The organism is Anabaena sp. CCY 9910 (assembly GCF_963920875.1).
Lineage (GTDB): Bacteria > Cyanobacteriota > Cyanobacteriia > Cyanobacteriales > Nostocaceae > Trichormus > Trichormus variabilis.
Genome location: NZ_CAWUDJ010000046.1, coordinates 1 through 18,935, shown reverse-complemented (window position 1 = coordinate 18,935; position 18,935 = coordinate 1). Strand labels below are relative to the sequence as shown.

General features: G+C 40.6%; 12 protein-coding genes. 7 read left to right on the top strand and 5 right to left on the bottom strand.

The annotated features are described in order from the left end of the window. Nucleotides 1–50: 50 nt before the first annotated feature. Nucleotides 51–5,102 (bottom strand): caspase family protein, encoded by a 5,052-nt coding sequence (locus tag ACM5QX_RS24700; protein WP_414755945.1) that lies wholly within the window; start codon nucleotides 5,100–5,102, stop codon nucleotides 51–53. A 627-nt stretch (nucleotides 5,103–5,729) separates the two neighbouring features. On the opposite strand from ACM5QX_RS24700, the gene ACM5QX_RS24695 reads away from it, so the two are divergent. Then, the gene (locus ACM5QX_RS24695) at nucleotides 5,730–6,464 is read left to right on the top strand and encodes a PEP-CTERM sorting domain-containing protein (RefSeq protein WP_414755944.1); all 735 of its coding nucleotides are present in this window, start codon (nucleotides 5,730–5,732) and stop codon (nucleotides 6,462–6,464) included. A 257-nt stretch (nucleotides 6,465–6,721) separates the two neighbouring features. Here ACM5QX_RS24695 and ACM5QX_RS24690 read toward each other — a convergent pair whose 3' ends face one another. The 3 genes from ACM5QX_RS24690 to ACM5QX_RS24680 all read right to left on the bottom strand — a co-directional run bounded on the left by ACM5QX_RS24690 (nucleotide 6,722) and on the right by ACM5QX_RS24680 (nucleotide 9,569). Further along, the gene (locus tag ACM5QX_RS24690; protein WP_414755943.1) at nucleotides 6,722–7,720 is read right to left on the bottom strand and encodes a hypothetical protein; all 999 of its coding nucleotides are present in this window, start codon (nucleotides 7,718–7,720) and stop codon (nucleotides 6,722–6,724) included. Further along, complete coding sequence (locus ACM5QX_RS24685; RefSeq protein ID WP_414755942.1) at nucleotides 7,713–9,071, bottom strand: radical SAM protein; 1,359 nt, start codon at nucleotides 9,069–9,071, stop codon at nucleotides 7,713–7,715. The genes ACM5QX_RS24690 and ACM5QX_RS24685 overlap by 8 nt, the downstream gene beginning before the upstream one ends. Before the next feature lie 156 nt (nucleotides 9,072–9,227). Continuing rightward, on the bottom strand, nucleotides 9,228–9,569 hold the full coding sequence (locus ACM5QX_RS24680; RefSeq protein ID WP_414755941.1) for a hypothetical protein: 342 nt from the start codon (nucleotides 9,567–9,569) through the stop codon (nucleotides 9,228–9,230). Nucleotides 9,570–10,105: 536 nt separating this feature from the next. On the opposite strand from ACM5QX_RS24680, the gene ACM5QX_RS24675 reads away from it, so the two are divergent. From ACM5QX_RS24675 to pstB, 5 genes are all read left to right on the top strand, one after another. Continuing rightward, complete coding sequence (locus tag ACM5QX_RS24675; RefSeq protein WP_414755940.1) at nucleotides 10,106–11,263, top strand: sulfate ABC transporter substrate-binding protein; 1,158 nt, start codon at nucleotides 10,106–10,108, stop codon at nucleotides 11,261–11,263. Between the two features lie 49 nt (nucleotides 11,264–11,312). After that, on the top strand, nucleotides 11,313–12,314 hold the full coding sequence (locus ACM5QX_RS24670) for a PstS family phosphate ABC transporter substrate-binding protein (protein ID WP_414755939.1): 1,002 nt from the start codon (nucleotides 11,313–11,315) through the stop codon (nucleotides 12,312–12,314). A gap of 70 nt (nucleotides 12,315–12,384) precedes the next feature. Then, on the top strand, nucleotides 12,385–13,326 hold the full coding sequence (gene pstC, locus ACM5QX_RS24665; protein WP_414755938.1) for a phosphate ABC transporter permease subunit PstC: 942 nt from the start codon (nucleotides 12,385–12,387) through the stop codon (nucleotides 13,324–13,326). Nucleotides 13,327–13,332: 6 nt separating this feature from the next. Then, nucleotides 13,333–14,232, top strand: a complete 900-nt coding sequence (gene pstA / locus ACM5QX_RS24660) for a phosphate ABC transporter permease PstA (protein ID WP_414755937.1) — start codon at nucleotides 13,333–13,335, stop codon at nucleotides 14,230–14,232. Between the two features lie 61 nt (nucleotides 14,233–14,293). Beyond that, a complete protein-coding gene (gene pstB / locus ACM5QX_RS24655) occupies nucleotides 14,294–15,121 on the top strand; it encodes a phosphate ABC transporter ATP-binding protein PstB (protein ID WP_414755936.1) in 828 nt (275 codons plus the stop codon). Between the two features lie 7 nt (nucleotides 15,122–15,128). Here the strand turns inward: pstB and ACM5QX_RS24650 are convergent, their stop codons facing one another. Continuing rightward, nucleotides 15,129–18,200, bottom strand: a complete 3,072-nt coding sequence (locus ACM5QX_RS24650; RefSeq protein ID WP_414755935.1) for a HEAT repeat domain-containing protein — start codon at nucleotides 18,198–18,200, stop codon at nucleotides 15,129–15,131. Nucleotides 18,201–18,402: 202 nt separating this feature from the next. On the opposite strand from ACM5QX_RS24650, the gene ACM5QX_RS24645 reads away from it, so the two are divergent. Further along, on the top strand, nucleotides 18,403–18,771 hold the full coding sequence (locus tag ACM5QX_RS24645; RefSeq protein WP_414755934.1) for an alr0857 family protein: 369 nt from the start codon (nucleotides 18,403–18,405) through the stop codon (nucleotides 18,769–18,771). Nucleotides 18,772–18,935 lie beyond the last annotated feature (164 nt).

Genomic DNA, 18,935 nt, shown 5'->3' with positions numbered 1-18,935 from the left:
TCTTACTCCCCTTCCCTTGTAGGGAAGGGGTTGGGGGTTAGGTTCTTTGCTTAATTAGAACAGAGTTTTTGTTCGTTGGGCGTAACATTGGGATTGGTGTTGAGGTAATCCTGTAGCCAGTTGCAAGCAGACATGATTAGAGTATTCATGTGAGAAGTTTCCGCTTGCTGGCTATCAAAACGCCAAATTTTGGTGGTAGTGTCTAAACTGCCGGAGATGAGAGTTTTACCATCTGGGCTAAAAATTGCACTCATGACTCCGGCTTGATGCTGGGGTAGGGTGGTTAACAGGTGACCGTCAATTTGCCAAATTTTTACTGTTTTATCTTCGCTGGCTGATGCAATGTAACGACTATCGGGAGAGAAGCTACTACTATAAACTACATCACTATGGCCTGAGAAAGTATGCAGTAAATGACCGTCATGACTCCTCCAGAGTTTGACGGTTTTGTCGGCGCTGGTTGAGGCAAGTATACTACCGTCAGGACTGAAGTTAACGCTGTATACTAAGTCATTATGGGCTGGAAGAGTTTTAATTAAGTTGCCGCTAACACTGTCCCAGAGTCGGATAGTTTTGTCCGCACTAGCAGAGGCGATAATTTTACCATCGGGGCTAAAACTGACCCAAAATACTTCGTCTGTATGACCTTTGAGGGTTTGTTTTAATTTACCATCGCTCACATTCCAAAGTTTAACTGTGTTGTCCCGACTGGCGGAAGCGATCACTTTACCATCTGGGCTAAAATTTACTTTGTTGACTTCGTTGTCATGTCCGATGAGTGTTTTTAAAAGCTGACCATCTCTAACACGCCAAATTTTCACAGTTTTATCAGCGTTGGCGCTAGCGATTAAATCACCTTGGGGTGTAAAACTAATACCATAAATTGCTTTGTTCCCTAGTAGAGTTTTCAGTAAACTACCGTCTTGACTGTGCCAAAGTTGAATCTTGCCATCTGCACCAGCTGTAGCAATCATACTACCATCAGGTAAGAAACTGACCGCATACACGCCGCTACCCCCGGCGAGAACTTCTAAGGGAGATATCAAGGGACGCTGCCAAAGTCGGATGGTGTTGTCTAAACTAGCGGAAGCAAGAGTTTTACCATCTGGCAGGAAATTTACAGCATACACGCCACCGCTATGGCCTGTAAAGGTTTCTAGTTCGATGCCGTGACGGTTCCACAGTTTGATAGTGTTATCTCTACTAGCAGAGGCGATCGCTTTACCATCTGGGCTAAAATTAACATCCCAAACTGAATCATTGTGACCTTTCAAGGTTTTGACCAATTTACCATCAGCGATACGCCAAAGTTTGATGGTTTTGTCCGCACTAGCAGAAGCGAGAGTTTTACCATCTGGGCTAAAACTGAGGCTATTTACCCAATCTTGATGACCATTGAGGGTTTTTAATAATTTTCCATCTTGGCGATGCCACAGTTTAACAGTTTTGTCTTCGCTACCGGAAGCGATGGTCTGACCATCAGGACTGAAACGCACGCTGATAACTCCCGCACTATGACCATTGAGAGTCATTAAGAGTTGACCAGATGTAGTATCCCACAACTTGATGCTGTGATCACTACTGGCGGAGGCGAGAGTTTTACCATCGGGACTAAAATAGACATTATTGACTGTTTGCTCATGACCTGTGATGGTTTTGAGTAGGGTTCCATCCTTGGTTTGCCAAAGTTTAATGGTTTTGTCACTCCCTGCTGAAGCAATGGTCTGACCATCGGGAGAAAAACTGACACTATAAACAGCGTCTTCATGTCCGTTGAGAGTTCTTAATAAGCGACCGTCTCGACTCCAAAGTTTAATAGTTTTATCTAAGCCACCAGAGGCGATAATTTGACCATCCCGACTGATACTAATACTAATCACGCCGTCCTTATGTCCTTCTAACCTGTTACGTTCCTGCATCTCAAACAAGGCTTGTTGTAAGGTAGTGACAGTTGCTAATTTGAGATTGTTGGGAACTGCTATTGCATGATTGACCTGTTGTGCAGCTTTGAGACTGGCGATAAGTGCTGCTAATTGTTGATGAGATAACAAATTTGCCTGAGATGAAGAATTTAACGCCGCAATTTCCCTAAATTGGGCTTCCCTACCTTGCCAATAAGCTAAACCCCCAAAACTGATAGATGCAATACCTAAAACACTCAAGGCGACTACAGCCCTTTGTGCTTGTTTGAGGCGATTTTTTGCTTGTAATTGTTGATGCTTGCGTTCTGCTAAACAAGCACCAATAAATTCTTGCACATCCGCCCCTAGTTCATCAGTCCAGTGAATATAAATGTCTTCGGCTTCCGCCAACCTAGCACCTTGTAATAAAAAGTCTGCTTGTTTGCCGCTTTGTTGCCACAACTGACAAGCATGATTAATTTGTCTTTGTTTACGCAAGCGATCGCGGTTTTCTTCTAACCACCAGCGCAAAGTTGACCAATGGCGTATTAAAATTTCGTGGGCGACCTCTACTGTCACGAAGAGAGGGGGGAGAGTGGGGGGAGTGGAAGAGGAACTTTTACCTTGTGCTTCTATGTCTGCTTCTAGGTTAATTACTACTAATTTGGCGGTAGTCAAAACATTGAGAGTTTGTTCTACTAACCCAGCCGGATATTTTTTAACTATTAAATCTGACTTATATATGCGTCTTCTGGTATCTTCTGTACCTTCCCCTAACTGAGTTAATGAAAGAAAAATCCACTTGGCACATTCTTGCAATTGTGGCGGTAAACTTTCATAAACCCCTTGACACGATCGCTCTAATGCGCCTTTAATTCCCCCTAGTTGTTCTTGATAGCTTTGTAGAGTTAATTTACCAGACGTTCGTTGTTGCCATAACTGTTCTAAAACGAATTCCAGTAAAGGTAAATCCCCCACGGATTGATTTAACTCCCGTAACAGCACTTCTACCAGTTCCGGTTCCACCTGCAACCCTACCTGCTGTGCTGGGTGTAGAATCACCCGCCGATAATCATCCAAACTCAGTTTTGGGGGAACCAACACACTAGCTACCTGTAACGCCTCAGCTAAAGCTGGTACTTCCAAACAAGGAGCGATAAAATCAGCCCTTAAAGTAATAATTAATTTAAAGCGATCGCCTGCATACTGTATAGCCCCCAATAATAATTCTAGAAATAACTCCCTATCTGGTGAGGGTGCAAGGGTAAATAATTCCTCAAACTGGTCTATTACCAACACCGTCACCCTATGGGGAAGGCTACGCAGCCAGTAAACAAAACTTTCCACTCCTTGATGTAAAATTCCCTCAATCACAAGATGGGTTTCTCCCCATTCCCCCAACTTCCTGGCTAAAGTCTCCACGGGATTGACACCAGGACGAATAGTTTTAATCCCCCACTGTTCACTATTAGGGATGTGTTTCCCCTGTCGCAGTTGGGGAATTAGTCCAGCTTGCACTACGGAAGATTTACCACTACCAGAAGCACCAATGACAGCTAAAAATGAATTATCCCGCAGATGATGAATTAACTGCTGGGTGACAGTTTCTCTCCCATAAAAATAGGCTGCGTCTGCTTCCGCAAAAGCATTTAAACCCATGTAAGGACACACCCCTAAATCCAACCCGCTTGCCTGTTGGCTTTTGTGTGTGTTGTTAGTCAAAATTTCGATAATTCCCTGGGTACCTGATAACCAGACGTAGAGGGGGGTTTTACTATCCGCTAAAGATAATTGTAATTGAGCGATCGCCCCAGCCGCAGACAAACCATCTCCTTGAGCAGATATCATCAAGGTATCGAGGAATTTTTGGGCAAAGTTTTCTGGTGCTTCTGGAGGTGAGGCGCAAGCAATTAAACATTGTCCGTGATGAGATTCAATTTGTAAATCTTCTATCCAATCCCCTAACGATGCAGTCCCTAGCGGACAATCCAAGATAATTACCTGTTGGCTAGTGCATTGGCGTAACTGTTGTTTTAACCAGGAACGTTTGATGCAGATATCTTCTCCCAGTCGTAACCATTCCCCAGCTTCGCTTTCCTCAATGCGTCCCCGCAGATATAACAAAGTTAATTCTGCTTGGGGTTGTTGCCAATGACGAGCGATCGCTGCTTTAATATCCTCAGCCGATGTTTTAGTTGCTGGCAAATACTCAATCGCAAAATCTCCAGTACTACCCAGGAATTTACTAATATCTAAAGTAATTTTACTATTTGATAACCCCTCCACCACCATCCCCAGACCACGATGCACCCCAGGGACAATTTTATTTAATCTTTTCCCTAAAATTAATTCCCCCACTCCCTCCACAATTCTTTTAGGAGTTTGCAGGGGATATTCATTATAAAGTTGCGTATCACCCTTCCCCCGTTTCTGCTGATTAATTAGCCGTAATTGTTGATTAGTTTTATCAATATATTGCAGGGTTTGGTGATATACATAACGATACAACCCATCCAAATAAATCAAGCCTTGACTATCTACCGCCTCACCTTGCAAACCCCGCATCAAATAATATGTAAATACCCCATGCCCTAATTCAGGAAATTCCCAAGATTGCTGGTTATTGTCACAAGAAAGTAAAGCATAAAAACCTTTACTCTTAGCCGCGCTTTGTTGTAATAACTCAACTAATTGCAGCGTTACTCCCCTAAGAGACATCCCCCCACTATGACAAGCATCTAACCACACTAGCTGATTCTGTACCCCACTGTTACCCAAAAGTTGCAATATTTCTTGTAAAGCTAAACCTGTATTTTGCAAGTTTGATTTTTGCGTATCTGCTAAACACAAAAATACTTCTTGTGTCTTGGGATCTACTACCCCATGACCAGAAAAATAAAATAAAATCGTGTCAATTGGGGATACAGTAGACGTTATATCTTGTAGTCTATGACGGACATTTGCTAAAGATGGTGATTGTGGTGCAAAATCGTGGTAAATGTTGACAATCTTTTGGGGAAATTGGGAGGTCGCATCAGTTAAAGCCTCAGATAAACCCTGACAATCTATTGCTGAGTAATTCAGGTTGGGTAGGTGTTCGTCTTGATATTGATTTACTCCCACCAGAATTAACCACAACTTAGGGATGTTGGTTTGTTTGGTATGAGGTGTACGGCTAGTTGAAAGACCAATTGGTGGCATTTTTTACACAACAATAGCTAAAGATGAGTAAGGGTGTGAGGGTTTTAAACTTAAACATTTATACCCCTATACTTTTATATCCCCATATCCCTATACCCTTGATTTTCCGTTTTCATTGACTAAATATGTTTGACACTCTTTTTTTATGTAGTGTTATGCAAATGTTGCTCCTAAATGCAATGCGATCGTCATTCAATTAATCAATATTCAACATTCATAAATAGAAATCAATAATCCCAAAATCTATCCCTTATGGCTTATTCCTTAAGAGATAGACCTTAGATATAGTCAAGAACACTAAGGTAAACCCTCTAATTTATTCTCTGCTGAAAGTGATATAAAAATGTCAAAACGTAACGTTATGTAGCGCGTTGTTTTTTTTTGAAAAAAATAACTTATATTACTAGATAGTCAAGCAATTATCATAGTTAAGACTCTTCATCAAAGAAGGGAACAAAAGACCCCTGCAACTAAGCATTAACAGTTTCAGGTGCGATCTAAACACCCTTTTGTCTTATTTGCTGCTGTTCCCTGTTGACTCTTGGCTGTTCCCTGTTCCCTCTCTAAATAGTCGTTGATTTAATGTAATTGCTTGGTATTAACCACTGCATTAAAGACTTTTTGATCATGTTTACAACTAATAAATTAAGCAAAACCTTTGCTTGTGCATCGGTAACACTTGGTGTTGCGATTGGTGCAAGTATGACTGCTTCTCCTGCTCAAGCTGGAACTCTTGGCTGGGATGATGGAACTAGCAACTTTTTTGAACAGGTGAGTTTTTCTCCTGAAGATACTTTTTCCGTCACTTTCTCTCCTACATCACTGGGAGGAGTTGCGGCGATTTTTCAAGCTAATGGAGAGTTTGCACCACCTTTCCCCACAATTCCTCCCAACCCTCCTGTGTTTCGCTCAATCTTGCCACCAGACTCTGCGGTGGGAAACTTTTTGTACGCGGGTACTAGTGGTGCTGAGTTTATATACAAACTTACCAATGATTTAGTGTTTCAGTTCGATGCCGACGGTGATAGCGTTTTTAATCCGCTTCAAGATGTGAGCGTGAAATATGCAAAAGACTCTGAATTTTTAGGTACTTTTGCTGGTGGAGGTGTGGCGTTTGAGTTAGACTTAGAGGCTCCAGCTTCAGTGATTACCATTCAGGGAATCAACTACGATCCCAGTCAACTTCAACTAGGTTTTCAGGATCTTCCAGGAGGAAGAGGAGGTCAATATAGCGGTGTAGCTCAAGTTTCTACTCCCGAACCTGGTTCTATTTTAGGGTTTATCGCCCTTGCTGGCTTAGGACTTGTATCTAAGGTCAGAAAAGAAAAAACACAGTCACTGGCGTGTGCAAGACACCAGTAACTGTTTCGTTAACTAAGTATGACTAAAAGTTAGAGCTAGCAAGCATCTAGCTTTTAGTTAACTATATACCTAAGTCATAATAGCACTTTCAAGAGTTGGCAAGGACATAATTATGTACCCCTAGCTCTTGATCTTTTTCAATAATCTTTGCAAAGCAGATATGGCTATAGGGGCGTACAACGGTACGTCCCTACTAAGATGAGCTGTTCTTGCTTTAATTTGCACATATTTTTGTGTTGACAGTTGACGGTTAACTGTCAACTTCTCATTAAAATAAGTTTGTGTGGCAAATCATTCCAAGACAGTGAATCTTGGACAATTTCTTGACGAAAATCTAACCAACCTTGCTCATTGCATAAAGCCAACAAATCATTAATTATTGTGTACCAAAGCAGAGGTGTATCAGCGCGTCCTTGGACAAGAAACTGAGCAGCTTGTGTGAGAAAAGTGGTGATATCTTGCTCCACAAATGCTTGTTTGATGGAAAACCAAGCATAGGAACGTGGGTAGCGAGATTTTTCAGAGTGAACTGGTAACTGTAAATAATCTGCTGCAATTGTTAACAAATTAGCTGCTTGCTTGCGGTCTTGACCTGCCAAAATTAAAGCAACTTCACCAGTAATTTGGGCAAACATCACAGAAACAAACTCAGGCGGCTGACGTGCTATGCGTTCAAAACCCCAAGGATGGGGAGTAGGTAAAGTCTGCAATTGTCCATCAAGATAGGCAAGAAGTTGAGCAGCAAGTGCGATCGCTCCTGTAAAATTTAATCGTCGTGCTTCTGTCCGCACCAAATTATGTAACAGTTGGATACGCTGCATCAGGAGAATATCATAACCATATTCTTCCTCTAAAATTGCACTTAAGCTTAAAGCCTCCTCAGTGCGACTGTAAACTTGGTCAAAATCTTGATGACAATAATCGAGATAAGCTGCTGATTGTTCTAAAAATGACTGATGTAGTAGCTTAGATTCCCGTGACAATGTAGCCATTTGCAAAGGTTTACGCGCTTCCTCAAATAACTGCGTGGCTGTTGTCAGTTGGCGGTGGCGAGCAGCTACCATCCCTTGACTACGAGCATTACTATAGCGACGCAGTAATAATTGCTCTTGTAAGGGTAAACGTTTTGCCATCAAAGCTTCTAGTTTTTCGCTAAATAAATCACCACTACCTGCGGGTATATTCATAGTTGCAGTACACCCTTGGCGATAACTTTCTGTGATTTCTGCTAGGAGTTGACTGGAAATATCAAGCATAAACTAAAGCCTCCTTGTTGGCTTCTGCTTCTTCAATCCGAGATAACGCATAGGTAAGTAATAAACGTTGCTCAATGTTATGTTTAGCACTAGGGCATGGTTCAATACCTTCTAACCAACTCTTTGGACAAGAACCACCGCAAACAGGTAACATGGGACAAGTGGAACAGGGATATGCACCTTGACGCACTTTATCATTGAAACTAGCTAAACGTTCCCTTTTACCGGGCATCTGTTTACCTGATAAATGATCAATGGCATATTCATTAGGTGTGCTGTATGTAGGGACATAAGACACCTCTGTACAATTAAAAATATTGCCATAGGCATCAACTAATTCCGAATGGGGCATTACAGCCATACAAACTAGAGGTCTGCGCTCTGGTAATAACCCAACTTTGAAACCTAACTCAACCATTTCCCCAAACCAAGTTATTTCCCAATCAGCAAATTCTTCTTTCGATAGGGAACGAGTATGAGCGTCATTTCCCCAAGAATGAATCGGTGCGACGTAGAAATTAATCTTGTCTTGTATCTCTGCCTCAGCTAACTTTTGGAGCAACAAAGAAACAGATTCATAATTTTGGTAGTCAACATTACAACGAATATTAATTTGTACATCCAAATCTTGCCGATGAGCTAAGGCAACCGTATTAGTAAAAATTTTATCAAAAGTAGGTAAGCCATTTTTCTGCATCCGCCGAACATCATGATATTCGCCCGTACCATCAAGGGTAATTTCAATAGAATTTACGCCTAATTCTTGAACAATTTCCGTTGCTACTTGATGTGTTAAAGCTAAACCATTGGTGACAATTTTTGCATGATAACTACAACCAAAACTGGCCGCAAGAGCCTGTAGTTTTGGCGTAAGAGTTCTCATCACTGGCAGACCTACCAAAGGTTCTGCACCAAACCAACCAATTGAGAGACTACGAAAGTTCTTACTAGCGAGTTTTTTAGCAGTTCGTTCTATAAATTTTTGTTGCTCATCTTCAGTCATCATTTTGCTAGTATGTTCCTGACCGCAGTAATGACAACCCAGTTGACAAAAAGCAGTTGGTTGAACAACTAAATATAGGTCATCGTTATCAATTGCTAAGGCATTATTGTAATCTAAAATAGTTTGTAATTCGTTTTCATCATCAGGTACAATTAGTTCAATATCAACGAGGTCAAACAAAATATCTTGAGGTAATTGGGCAAAATCACCACTAGCTAAAATGTGCCAACTATGCTCATCAATAATTCTGACATTTGATGTTCGACTAGAAAAAACAACGCGCTTTGTTCGCTCTTCAATTTCATCAAAAAATGGTTGTGTTACTACATGATAATGTGAAAGCTTCATATTGATAATTTCCCTACAAAATAGACAAAAAACACTTGTACAGTAAGTTGCTAGTTATCAATTGAAGGATTGGTAATAGGTAATAATTCCGACTCAATTACGAGTTACAAATTACCAAATCCAGAAACCATATCTACATAACTAGCAACTCATAAATTACTTACGGATTTGATCCTTGAAAATAGCTGGATTAATAACTCTGCGTCCGTTATCAGGTAGGCGTTCAGAGCAACCTGCGTTAACACAACCTGCATTATGTGCGTTCTCTCCACCCGGTTTGATAGTCCCTGGAAGTTTCTGCACAGAAGGAGTTACATTATTAACTGACCCTGGGCGCACTTTGATAGAATCAGTACTTAAATTAGCGCGGTTCAGGAAATTATCAACAGCACCAGGTTGGGGAGTTTGAGCATTAACGGCTGGGTTTAAAGCTGCAATGCTTGTCATTGCAATCATGCTGAAAATGAACTTGATTTTGCTGGATTTTTGAGTAGACATGACAGATATCCCTATAGAAAGAAGTGAATAAACAGATGTTGAATTGTGTGATAACTACTGAAAAACTGAGATTTTTGTTTTCAGGTTTCACCCTTCACTTACTCATAGGTTGGGGTTTATTTTTTTATGCAGTTTTCTCAAAAAAAAAATTTTGCTGTGGTGAACTTATTGCTGAAAATCCTTACCCATAAAGGAATTTGGTGATTGATCAATCACCTATGACCCATACTTGAAGTTACTTTGATGAAACTCAAACGTTTAGACAGTCTGAGTATTAAGCTGTTACGAATTTAAATTGTATATTTCGCGCTCAGGTTGTCAAAAGTCCACAGTCCAAGCTAGCCTTTGACTCTGGACTCTGGACAGCCCTGACGCAAGAATATTTGATTTAGGTGCGTATCACCTTACTACATAATTTAAACATTTGTAATGGATAAGTTACATTCTTGACAGCTATCGGATTTTCATGTTTGATAATGATCATAAATCACGGTATACAGATCGGAATACCGATGATTATGAGGGTGATTACTTAGATGAATAAGTCGCAATATTGGGTGCATTTATTAACTTGCCAGATACAGCGAATACATACTTGCGTTGTGAAGGCTGGGCAAACTGTACAGCTTTCGGCTGAAAAAATTATGCAGATTACCGGGAATAGAAGCTCTAATCAAAAGTATATGAGCCTATTCTTGATAGGTACTATATTAAGTGTAGCGATCGCCTCCTGCTCTGGAAGTGGTTTTGCTAACAAAGGTGATGTAAAACTCAAGCTTGTTTCCTTCTCTGTCACCAAAGCCGCACATGATCAGATAATTCCTAAGTTTGTAGAGAAATGGAAACGGGAACATAACCAAAATGTCACAGTTGAAGCGACTTACGGAGGTTCTGGCGCTCAAACTGCGGCGGTTATTGCAGGCTTGCAAGAAGCAGACATAGTACACTTAGCACTACCTTTAGATGTCATCAAACTCCAACAAGCAGGTTTAATTAAATCAGGTTGGGAAATCAAAACTCCCAGAAATGGTATTGTTAGTAAATCAGTGGCGGCGATCGTTACTCGTGAGGGTAATCCTAAAAACATCCAGACTTGGGCAGATTTAGCCAAAGATGGGGTAAAAATAATTGCAGCTAACCCAAAAACTTCTGGTATTGCTATTTGGGAATTCTTAGCTTTTTGGAGTTCCGTCAGCCTAACGGGTGGTGATGAAACAGCAGCATTAGATTATGTCACTAAGGTTTACAAGAATATTCCTGTGCTAACGAAAGATGCTCGTGAAGCTAGTGATTTATTTTTCCAGAAAGGCGAAGGAGATGTTTTAATTAATTACGAAAATGAGGTCATTTTGGCAGGTAAAAATGGTAACAAACTGCCTTATATTGTCCCTCAGGTCAATATTTCCATTGATAATCCCGTGGCTCTCGTTGATAAAAACGTTAATAAACACGGTACAAGAGAAGTTTCACAAGCACTTGTTGATTTTCTTTATTCAACAGAAGCGCAACGGGAATTTGCTAAATTGCAATATCGCCCTGTAAACCCCACCGTTACTCAAGAAGTCGTATCACAGCAACCGCCAGTTAAAACTTTATTCACCTCACAAGATTTAGGTGGTTGGGAGCTTATCCAGAAAAAGTTTTTTGAAGATGGGGCAATTTTTGACAAAATTCAAGTTGCAAAAAAAGCGTAAGCATCACTTTTCATGTAGCAAATAGTCACTTTATTTCAATTGGGAATTTATGAGATTTCATGACAAATTTAAATATAGCTTTTGCTTAACATCTTTAATACTTTCTACTAGTACTATCACTGGTTGTAACAGTGGACAAGAATTGAAAAGTCAAGTGAGTATTGATGGTGCAGCCGTAGGCTTTCCTATCTCTTTAGCTGTTGCCGAAGAATACCAGAAAGTTAAAGCTGACGCAAAAGTTAGCGTTGCTTCTAGTGGTACAGGTGGCGGTTTTAGTAAGTTTTGTAATGGTGATATTGATATTGTTGGTGCTTCTCGTACCATTAGAAATGAAGAAATTGCCAAATGTAAAAGTAAGAATATAGAGTTTGTAGAATTACCCATAGGTTTAGATGGTGTAGCTGTAATTGCTAACCCTAAAAACAAATTTGCTCAATGTCTAACTATTAAAGAAATGAATACGATTTGGAACGCCAAATCAGACGGTAAAATCTTGACTTGGAATCAAGTTAATCCTAAATTTCCTAAGCTACCTCTGAAGCTTTATGCTCCAGCTTCTGATACAGGAACATTTGATTATTTAACTCAAGCTGTTACTGGTAAAGCCAAAAATGGACGCACAGATTACACTCCTAGTCATAATCAAAATCTACTAGTGCAAGGTGTTTCTGGCGATGAATCAGCATTGGGCTATGTGGGAATATCTTACTATATTCAAAACCAAGAAAAGCTCAATTTAGTTGCTATAGAAAATCTCAAAGGTGAATGTAAAAAGCCAGTTCCTCTAGATAACGTACTCAAAAACACCTACACACCTTTGTCTCGTCCCCTCTTTATCTACGTCAGTAAAATATCTTTAGATAACAAACCAGTAGTTAAAGAATTTGTAGATTTTTATTTAGAAAATTCTTGGAAGTGGGTAGATGGCGCTGGTTATGTAGCACTACCTGATGAAGCCTACGTCAAAGTAAAACAAAAATTTGCTGCTGGAGAGACTGGAACGAAATTTCAAAAAGCCAAACCAGGTGAACCAATCACAAATTTCATTTAGAAAATACCCAGTTGTAGCAATTCAAACATGGTCATTTGTAATTTGATTTGTATTTATAAATTCAATATCTATGCAAAATAACACTTTTCACGATGATCCTTATTTACTATCTAGACAATCACTAGATAAAAATATATCTGAAGATATAATAGAAAGGATTGTGAGAGCAATTTTATTTGCTTGTGCTTTAGTTTCCGTGTTGACGACATTTGGTATTGTCTTAATTATCTTTCAGGAAACATTTAGTTTTTTCCAAGAAGTTTCCTTTGCCCAATTCTTTCTCGATACTAAATGGACACCTCTGTTTGCAGAAAGACATTTTGGTGTTTGGCCTTTAATTAATGGCACTTTCTTGACTACAGCTATTGCTATGTCGGTGGCGATTCCTTTGGGTTTATCTTCTGCCATTTACTTGAGTGAATATGCTCAACCCAAAGTAGCAGCAGTTTTACGCCCTGCGGTGGAACTTTTAGCGGGAGTGCCAACGGTAGTATATGGCTACTTTGCGCTATTGTTTCTCACACCATTACTGCGGCATTTGATTCCTTTGGAAATATTCAACGCCTTGAGTGCAGGATTGATGATGGGAATAATGATTACTCCTACCGTTGGTTCTATTAGTTTGGATGCTATTCGCTCAGTTCCACGTTCTTTGCGGGAAGGAGCTTATGCTTTGGGTATTACTAAATTGGAAACCATTTTTAAAGTAGTCTTACCAGCAGCACTTTCGGGAATTGTTGCCTCAATTATTTTAGGTATTTCTCGCGCCGTAGGTGAAACAATGACTGTCCTCATCGCTGCTGGACTACAGCCAAAACTGACTATTAGCTTTGCAGAATCAATAGCAACCATGACAGCTTACATGGCGCAAATTTCTGGAGGAGATAGTCCGCGTGGAAGTCTCAATTTCAAGACTTTATATGCTGTGGGGGCAGTTTTGTTTGTCCTTACCCTATCCTTAAATATTGTTAGTTACTGGATTGCTAATCGTTATAAAGAAAAGTACGAGTAATTAGGTATGGCTAATAGTTATCAATCGAATGATTCCTTGGCATCTGAAACAGAATTTACTGATAATTTTGACAAAAGAGAGACTATAGGAAAAATATTTGAATTAGTTTTTTTGTTAGGATTATTGATTGGTATATTCGTCCTAGCATTGCTACTATTTGATATTTTTGGAGACGGATTAGGTAGATTTTTAACACCTGGTTTTCTGACGGAAACCCCTTCTCGCTTTCCTGACCAAGGTGGTATCCGTCCTGCTATTATCAGTAGCATTCTTTTGGGACTTGTTGTGATTTTTGTTACTGTTCCCATTGGTGTAGGAGCAGCTTTATATCTAGAAGAGTATGCACCTAAAGTTTGGTGGACAGCGATTATTGAGATAAATATCAGTAATCTAGCGGGTGTACCTTCTATTGTCTATGGGTTACTAGGTTTAGGGGTGTTTAATTATTTATTAGGGTTTGGCCCTGCTTTAATTTCTGGAGCCTTGACTTTATCTTTACTGTCTTTACCAGTGATTATTGTCACCTCTAGAGAAGCCATTCGCGCTGTTCCTGATTCTTTAAGAAACGCTTCTTACGGATTAGGTGTTACCAAATGGCAGACTATCCGCAGTCATGTCATACCCTATGCTATTCCCGGTATCTTGACTGGGGTGATTATCTCAGTGTCTCGCGCTATCGGTGATGCAGCCTCGTTAATTGTTGTAGGTGCTGTGGGTTTTCTCACTTTCGATCCTGGTTTGTTCCAGAGATTTATGGCACTACCTATTCAAATTTACAGTTACATCACTCGTCCTGAACCGGGTTTTGCTAGTGCAGCAGCAGCAACAATTATTGCACTTTTGAGCTTGATTTTACTTTTAAATGGTGTGGCAATTTATATCCGACAGCGATTTTCCATTCGTTAAATAATCCAGCGAATCTTCATAAAATTAGTCCAAATTTCATTCAGATGAGGAAAATTTAATTATGTCCTACAACAGTAGAAATCAACGAGATAGTGCCACAATTAATCAGAAAAATCAAGCCGTATTTAATGTTGAAGGTGTCAAGGTCTATTATGGTGGATTTTTAGCGCTACTTGATGTACATTTGCAAATACCAGATAAGGAAATTATTGCGTTTATTGGCCCTTCTGGATGTGGTAAAAGTACATTATTACGCTGCTTTAATCGCATGAATGATTTAATCCCCGGAGCTAAGGTAGAAGGGAGATTACATTACCGCGATCGCAACATTTATGACTCCAGAATTAATTCTGTAAAATTGCGCCGTCAAGTAGGAATGGTGTTTCAAAGACCAAACCCTTTTCCTAAATCTATATATGAAAATATTGCTTTTAGCCCTCGTGCTAATGGTTATAAAGGGAATCTGGATGAATTAGTAGAAAATTCTCTCAGACGTGCTGCTATCTGGAATGAAGTCAAAGACAAACTCAAAGCCAAAGGTACGGCTTTATCTGGTGGACAACAGCAACGGCTGTGTATTGCCAGAGCGATCGCCATGAAGCCCGATGTATTATTAATGGATGAACCATGCTCTGCTCTTGACCCTATTTCTACACGTCAAGTAGAAGAACTTTGCTTAGAACTGAAGGAGCAATACACCATAATTATGGTGACTCATAATATGCAGCAGGCTTCTAGAGTAGCAGATTGGACAGCATTCTTTAATACGGAAATTGATGAATATGGTAAGCGTCGGGGTAAATTAGTAGAATTTAGTCCTACAGTACAAATGTTCAATTCTCCTAATACTCAAGAAGCACAAGAATATATCAGTGGACGCTTTGGGTAAACTCTTATTAACTGCTATGCCAAGCTTGGTAAAACTCCTGATAAGTCAGATTTTCGGCACAGTACCACAGTAACTTGTAACAATCTCGGTGTAGTTCCAACTCGTGTTCCCTAACTGTGGGAGAAAAGCAATCTTTCAGGCAAAAGATTACTTGTGGTAACTGTTCATCAATCAGGATTTCTTTTAAATTGTCTGCTGCGCGTTTGCGTAAGGATTCGCGTTGGGTTGACTTGAGCAATTGTAGTAAGGTTATCAATGCAATCTTATTACCTGGGTCAAGTTGTGCTAATTTGTAGGCTCTACGTCTTTTGGTGTCTTCATCCTCACATGAAGAGATACCACGGATTAAGGCTGTGATTTTTTCAGGTACAGGGTAAAGTACCTTTTGTTTTTGTTGTTGTTTACCTTGCCATTTATGTGTAATTTCTTCACCGCGTAAAGTTGCTAGATTCTCGGCGGCTTGGCAGCGTTGGGAAACATCTGTGGCTGATTGGGCGATTTTTTCTAATGTGGTAATAGCCGTTGCGTTGTGGGAATCAAGTTTACCTAAACTATAAGCAGCTTTACGACGAGTAGATTCATTGTCAGTAGTTGCGATAATTTGCAGCAATGCAGTCATAGCCGTGGGATTTTCTGCATCGACTCTGCCTAAACTATAGGCAGCTTGCCAACGAATAGTTTCATGCCGAGCTATTTTAACAAGATTTTCCAAAGAAGCGATCGCAATCTTGTTTCCAGGGTCGAAAATCTTACCTAAGCTGTAGGCTGCATTCCAACTATCAAACTCATTGTCGCAGGAAGTGATAAATTGTTCTAAGCAGGCTATCGCTTTTAGGCGATCGGTTTTGAGTAAAGCTATGCGCGCACCTTCTACAATTGGTGATGGATATCTATACCATTTTTGCTTTTGTGAATCAAAGTAGCCAAAGCGCCACTTAATTAACTGCTGAATAATTGCCTCAGCTTGTTGACAATCGGTAAATTCAGCAATTCCCTGGGCTGCCAAGAAATAAGCTTGATAATTATAGAATCCCCCGCATCCATCCTCAAATTGAATCAGTGCGTTAATCAAAGCCTCCTTTTCTACTTGTGGTACATCATCTCTACCCAGCCACAATAGTATTACCTCTCGCCATTGCGGCTCAAAAATCCGGTCAAAAGAGGCAGGGGAGCAGAGGGCAGGGAGCAAGGGGGAAAACTGGGAATGAGCTTGTACTCCGACCCGGCAAGAGCGCCCTGTAAGGGCGAGGCTTGTACCGATGTTTCGCTCCGCTTCACGGCTACTGGGCAGGGATTGCTCCCCCTGCTCCCGAAGTTCGCCCTGAGGGAAACCCTCCTTGCGACTTCTCTTCCTGCTCCCTGCCCCTCCGCCTCTTCGGTAACTACTTTCCCCTGAAAAATCCGTAATCGCCTGAGCTGCAAAATATTCTTGAAACGTGGGATGATAAAAAGCATAAACTTTCTCCCCTTGAGTTTCTAAAATACCCACTTGATTCAACCAGCCTAACTGGAGTGCTAGTTGGAACAACCCATCATCGGGAGTGCCTAAAACTTGGCAGACAAAACGATGTCTCAGACGAAACTTGGTTTGTGTTTGGGCTATTGCCAACAGTGCTAATTTTCCCAACGCCCGGTTTAACTCCTGTCGCTGAGTGGAAGTAGTAGGGAAAATGTCTTGTTTCCACTCATAAATTGCTTCCACAAACTGCTGATAAAGCATCGCCTTACTATAAGGTAATTCTCCCTGAGTGATGCCCCAAATTCGACACAACAAAGCCAAGCGTAGGGGATTTTTTACCGTATCTTTGACTCGTCGTCTTTCTGGTTGGTTTAACTCATGTCGCAGTTTTTCGCCTAAAGCTGGATTGTACTGAAACCATCGACAAATAAATTGCCCTATCCGATCCTGTGTTTGCTCATCGCTATAAGTAAAATGTAAATTGCCATAGGTATCAAAATTTTCTAAAGCATTCTTCCCTGCATCCCAAACGTTCAGCCGACAAGTAAGAATAATTGTGGCATCGCCTACCCAGCCTTTTAGGAAACTAGCAATTTTCGCCAAGGCGCTGGTAGATTCAATTGCCATTTCATCCACTGCATCCATCAGTAACCAAACCCTTCCTTGGTTAAACTGTTCACAGAATGCGTCTTCAAGTTCTGGCGAAACCCTAAGTTTACGCATAGCTGAAGGTAACCAATCTTGAATTAAATACTGTTCTAAAGTTTTACCTTGTAAATCTGCTAGGGAAATCCAAACTGGTAAATCTGCGGTATTTTCCAACACCCAAGCAGCAATTCTCTGCAAAAAAGTAGTTTTCCCTGCACCTGGTTCACCAACAATGGCAATTCGCTGACTTTGTTTTTGTCCTAGTACCTGTTGAATAAATTCATTATGGTCAAAGGTTTGGGTAATATCCAAGTCCTCTGGTTCATATAACCGCGAACCCTCTTGGGGAGTTACATCATCACGGTGACGTAAACGCTGTTTTCGCTGCACTAAGCCCAAAGGTACGTAAACCTGATTCAATTCAAAAGTGACACCATCTGCACTGGTGAGGGGATTTGTTGTCAGGCGGTTGTTGAGGTTGGCGCGACATAGTTCTTGCCAATTTAGTTGGGGAGTGGGGGGATTTGCTTGTTTGTCGGCTTTTGCTGCTGTGACTTCCTTGGACTTTTCTGGACGGCGACTTTCCCAGTGGGAATCAAATTGTTGTAAGTTGGCTGCTGTATCTTGGCGTTTGTACCAAAGATTGAGGGTGAAGTGCCAAGTTTCGGAACCACCGCGAGATGGGCGATTATCTTCTAAGATTTCTAAGAAATCTGCAAACCGTTTTAAAGCTTCTTTGATTTGTTCAGATGTTAACTCATCTGATATTAACCCCGTTAAAGCCTGCAAAAATCTGACTTTAGTTCTGACAACTAGGCGAGTTTCACTTTGCCAGCGAGTTTGTATTTGGGGACGCAGGGCATCTAAAGCCGCTTCATCGCAGCCTAGCTCATCATTAGCATAGGCTAATAGTACCTCTAATAAATGCCGCGATCGCCTTTTCGCCTCTGGGCCATAACTCGCTCTTGCCATTATCGTAGCTGCATACTCAACAAAGTTCGGGGATTCCCCCAAGTTTAGCAACTTCCCCTAGCCATCTAAACTTGATTTCACCAGCATTTCCGGTTGCACCTCCACAGTTAGCTTCAGGGAAGTTCACCAGAATATTCTGATTTTATCCGAAGCACACAACCAAACACTTGAATATATATCCATGTAGATATTATTAATTCATATGTTAAAACTCACTTATACCGAAAATAGCGTTAGTTTAGATTATCTCGACATACCTTTAGAAAATTGGGTAAATCAAAGAGTAAATTTAGCTCTCAACACTGGCACAAATATCTACACGGAACCAAGCACGGCGGCTTTTCTATTACCTATCGAATCATCCCCCCTAGCTGTTTTAGAAAAGTTAGCCCAAGCCAACTTGATAGATTTCTATCCTTGTGATCCTTCATACTTTGAAGTTACTCTCCAAGGTATATACATAACATCAACTGAAAACAGTGAGACAGGGGTTTTCGTTACAGATTTGATTTCATCTGTAGAATTATTGCTCCAACAATTATCTCAAAGGCAGCAACTCTGCCACGCTTAGTATAGCTGTTGCCAGTAGTGTTAGGACATCAATAGATGATACAACATAGACACAACAAGACTTTTCACCCAATCCCCAGCTATAATTCAATACGGTTCAGTTAAGAAAATAAATTAACTGCTACACATAAAACAGATCTATTTTTTGGAGGGGGCTTGGGGGAC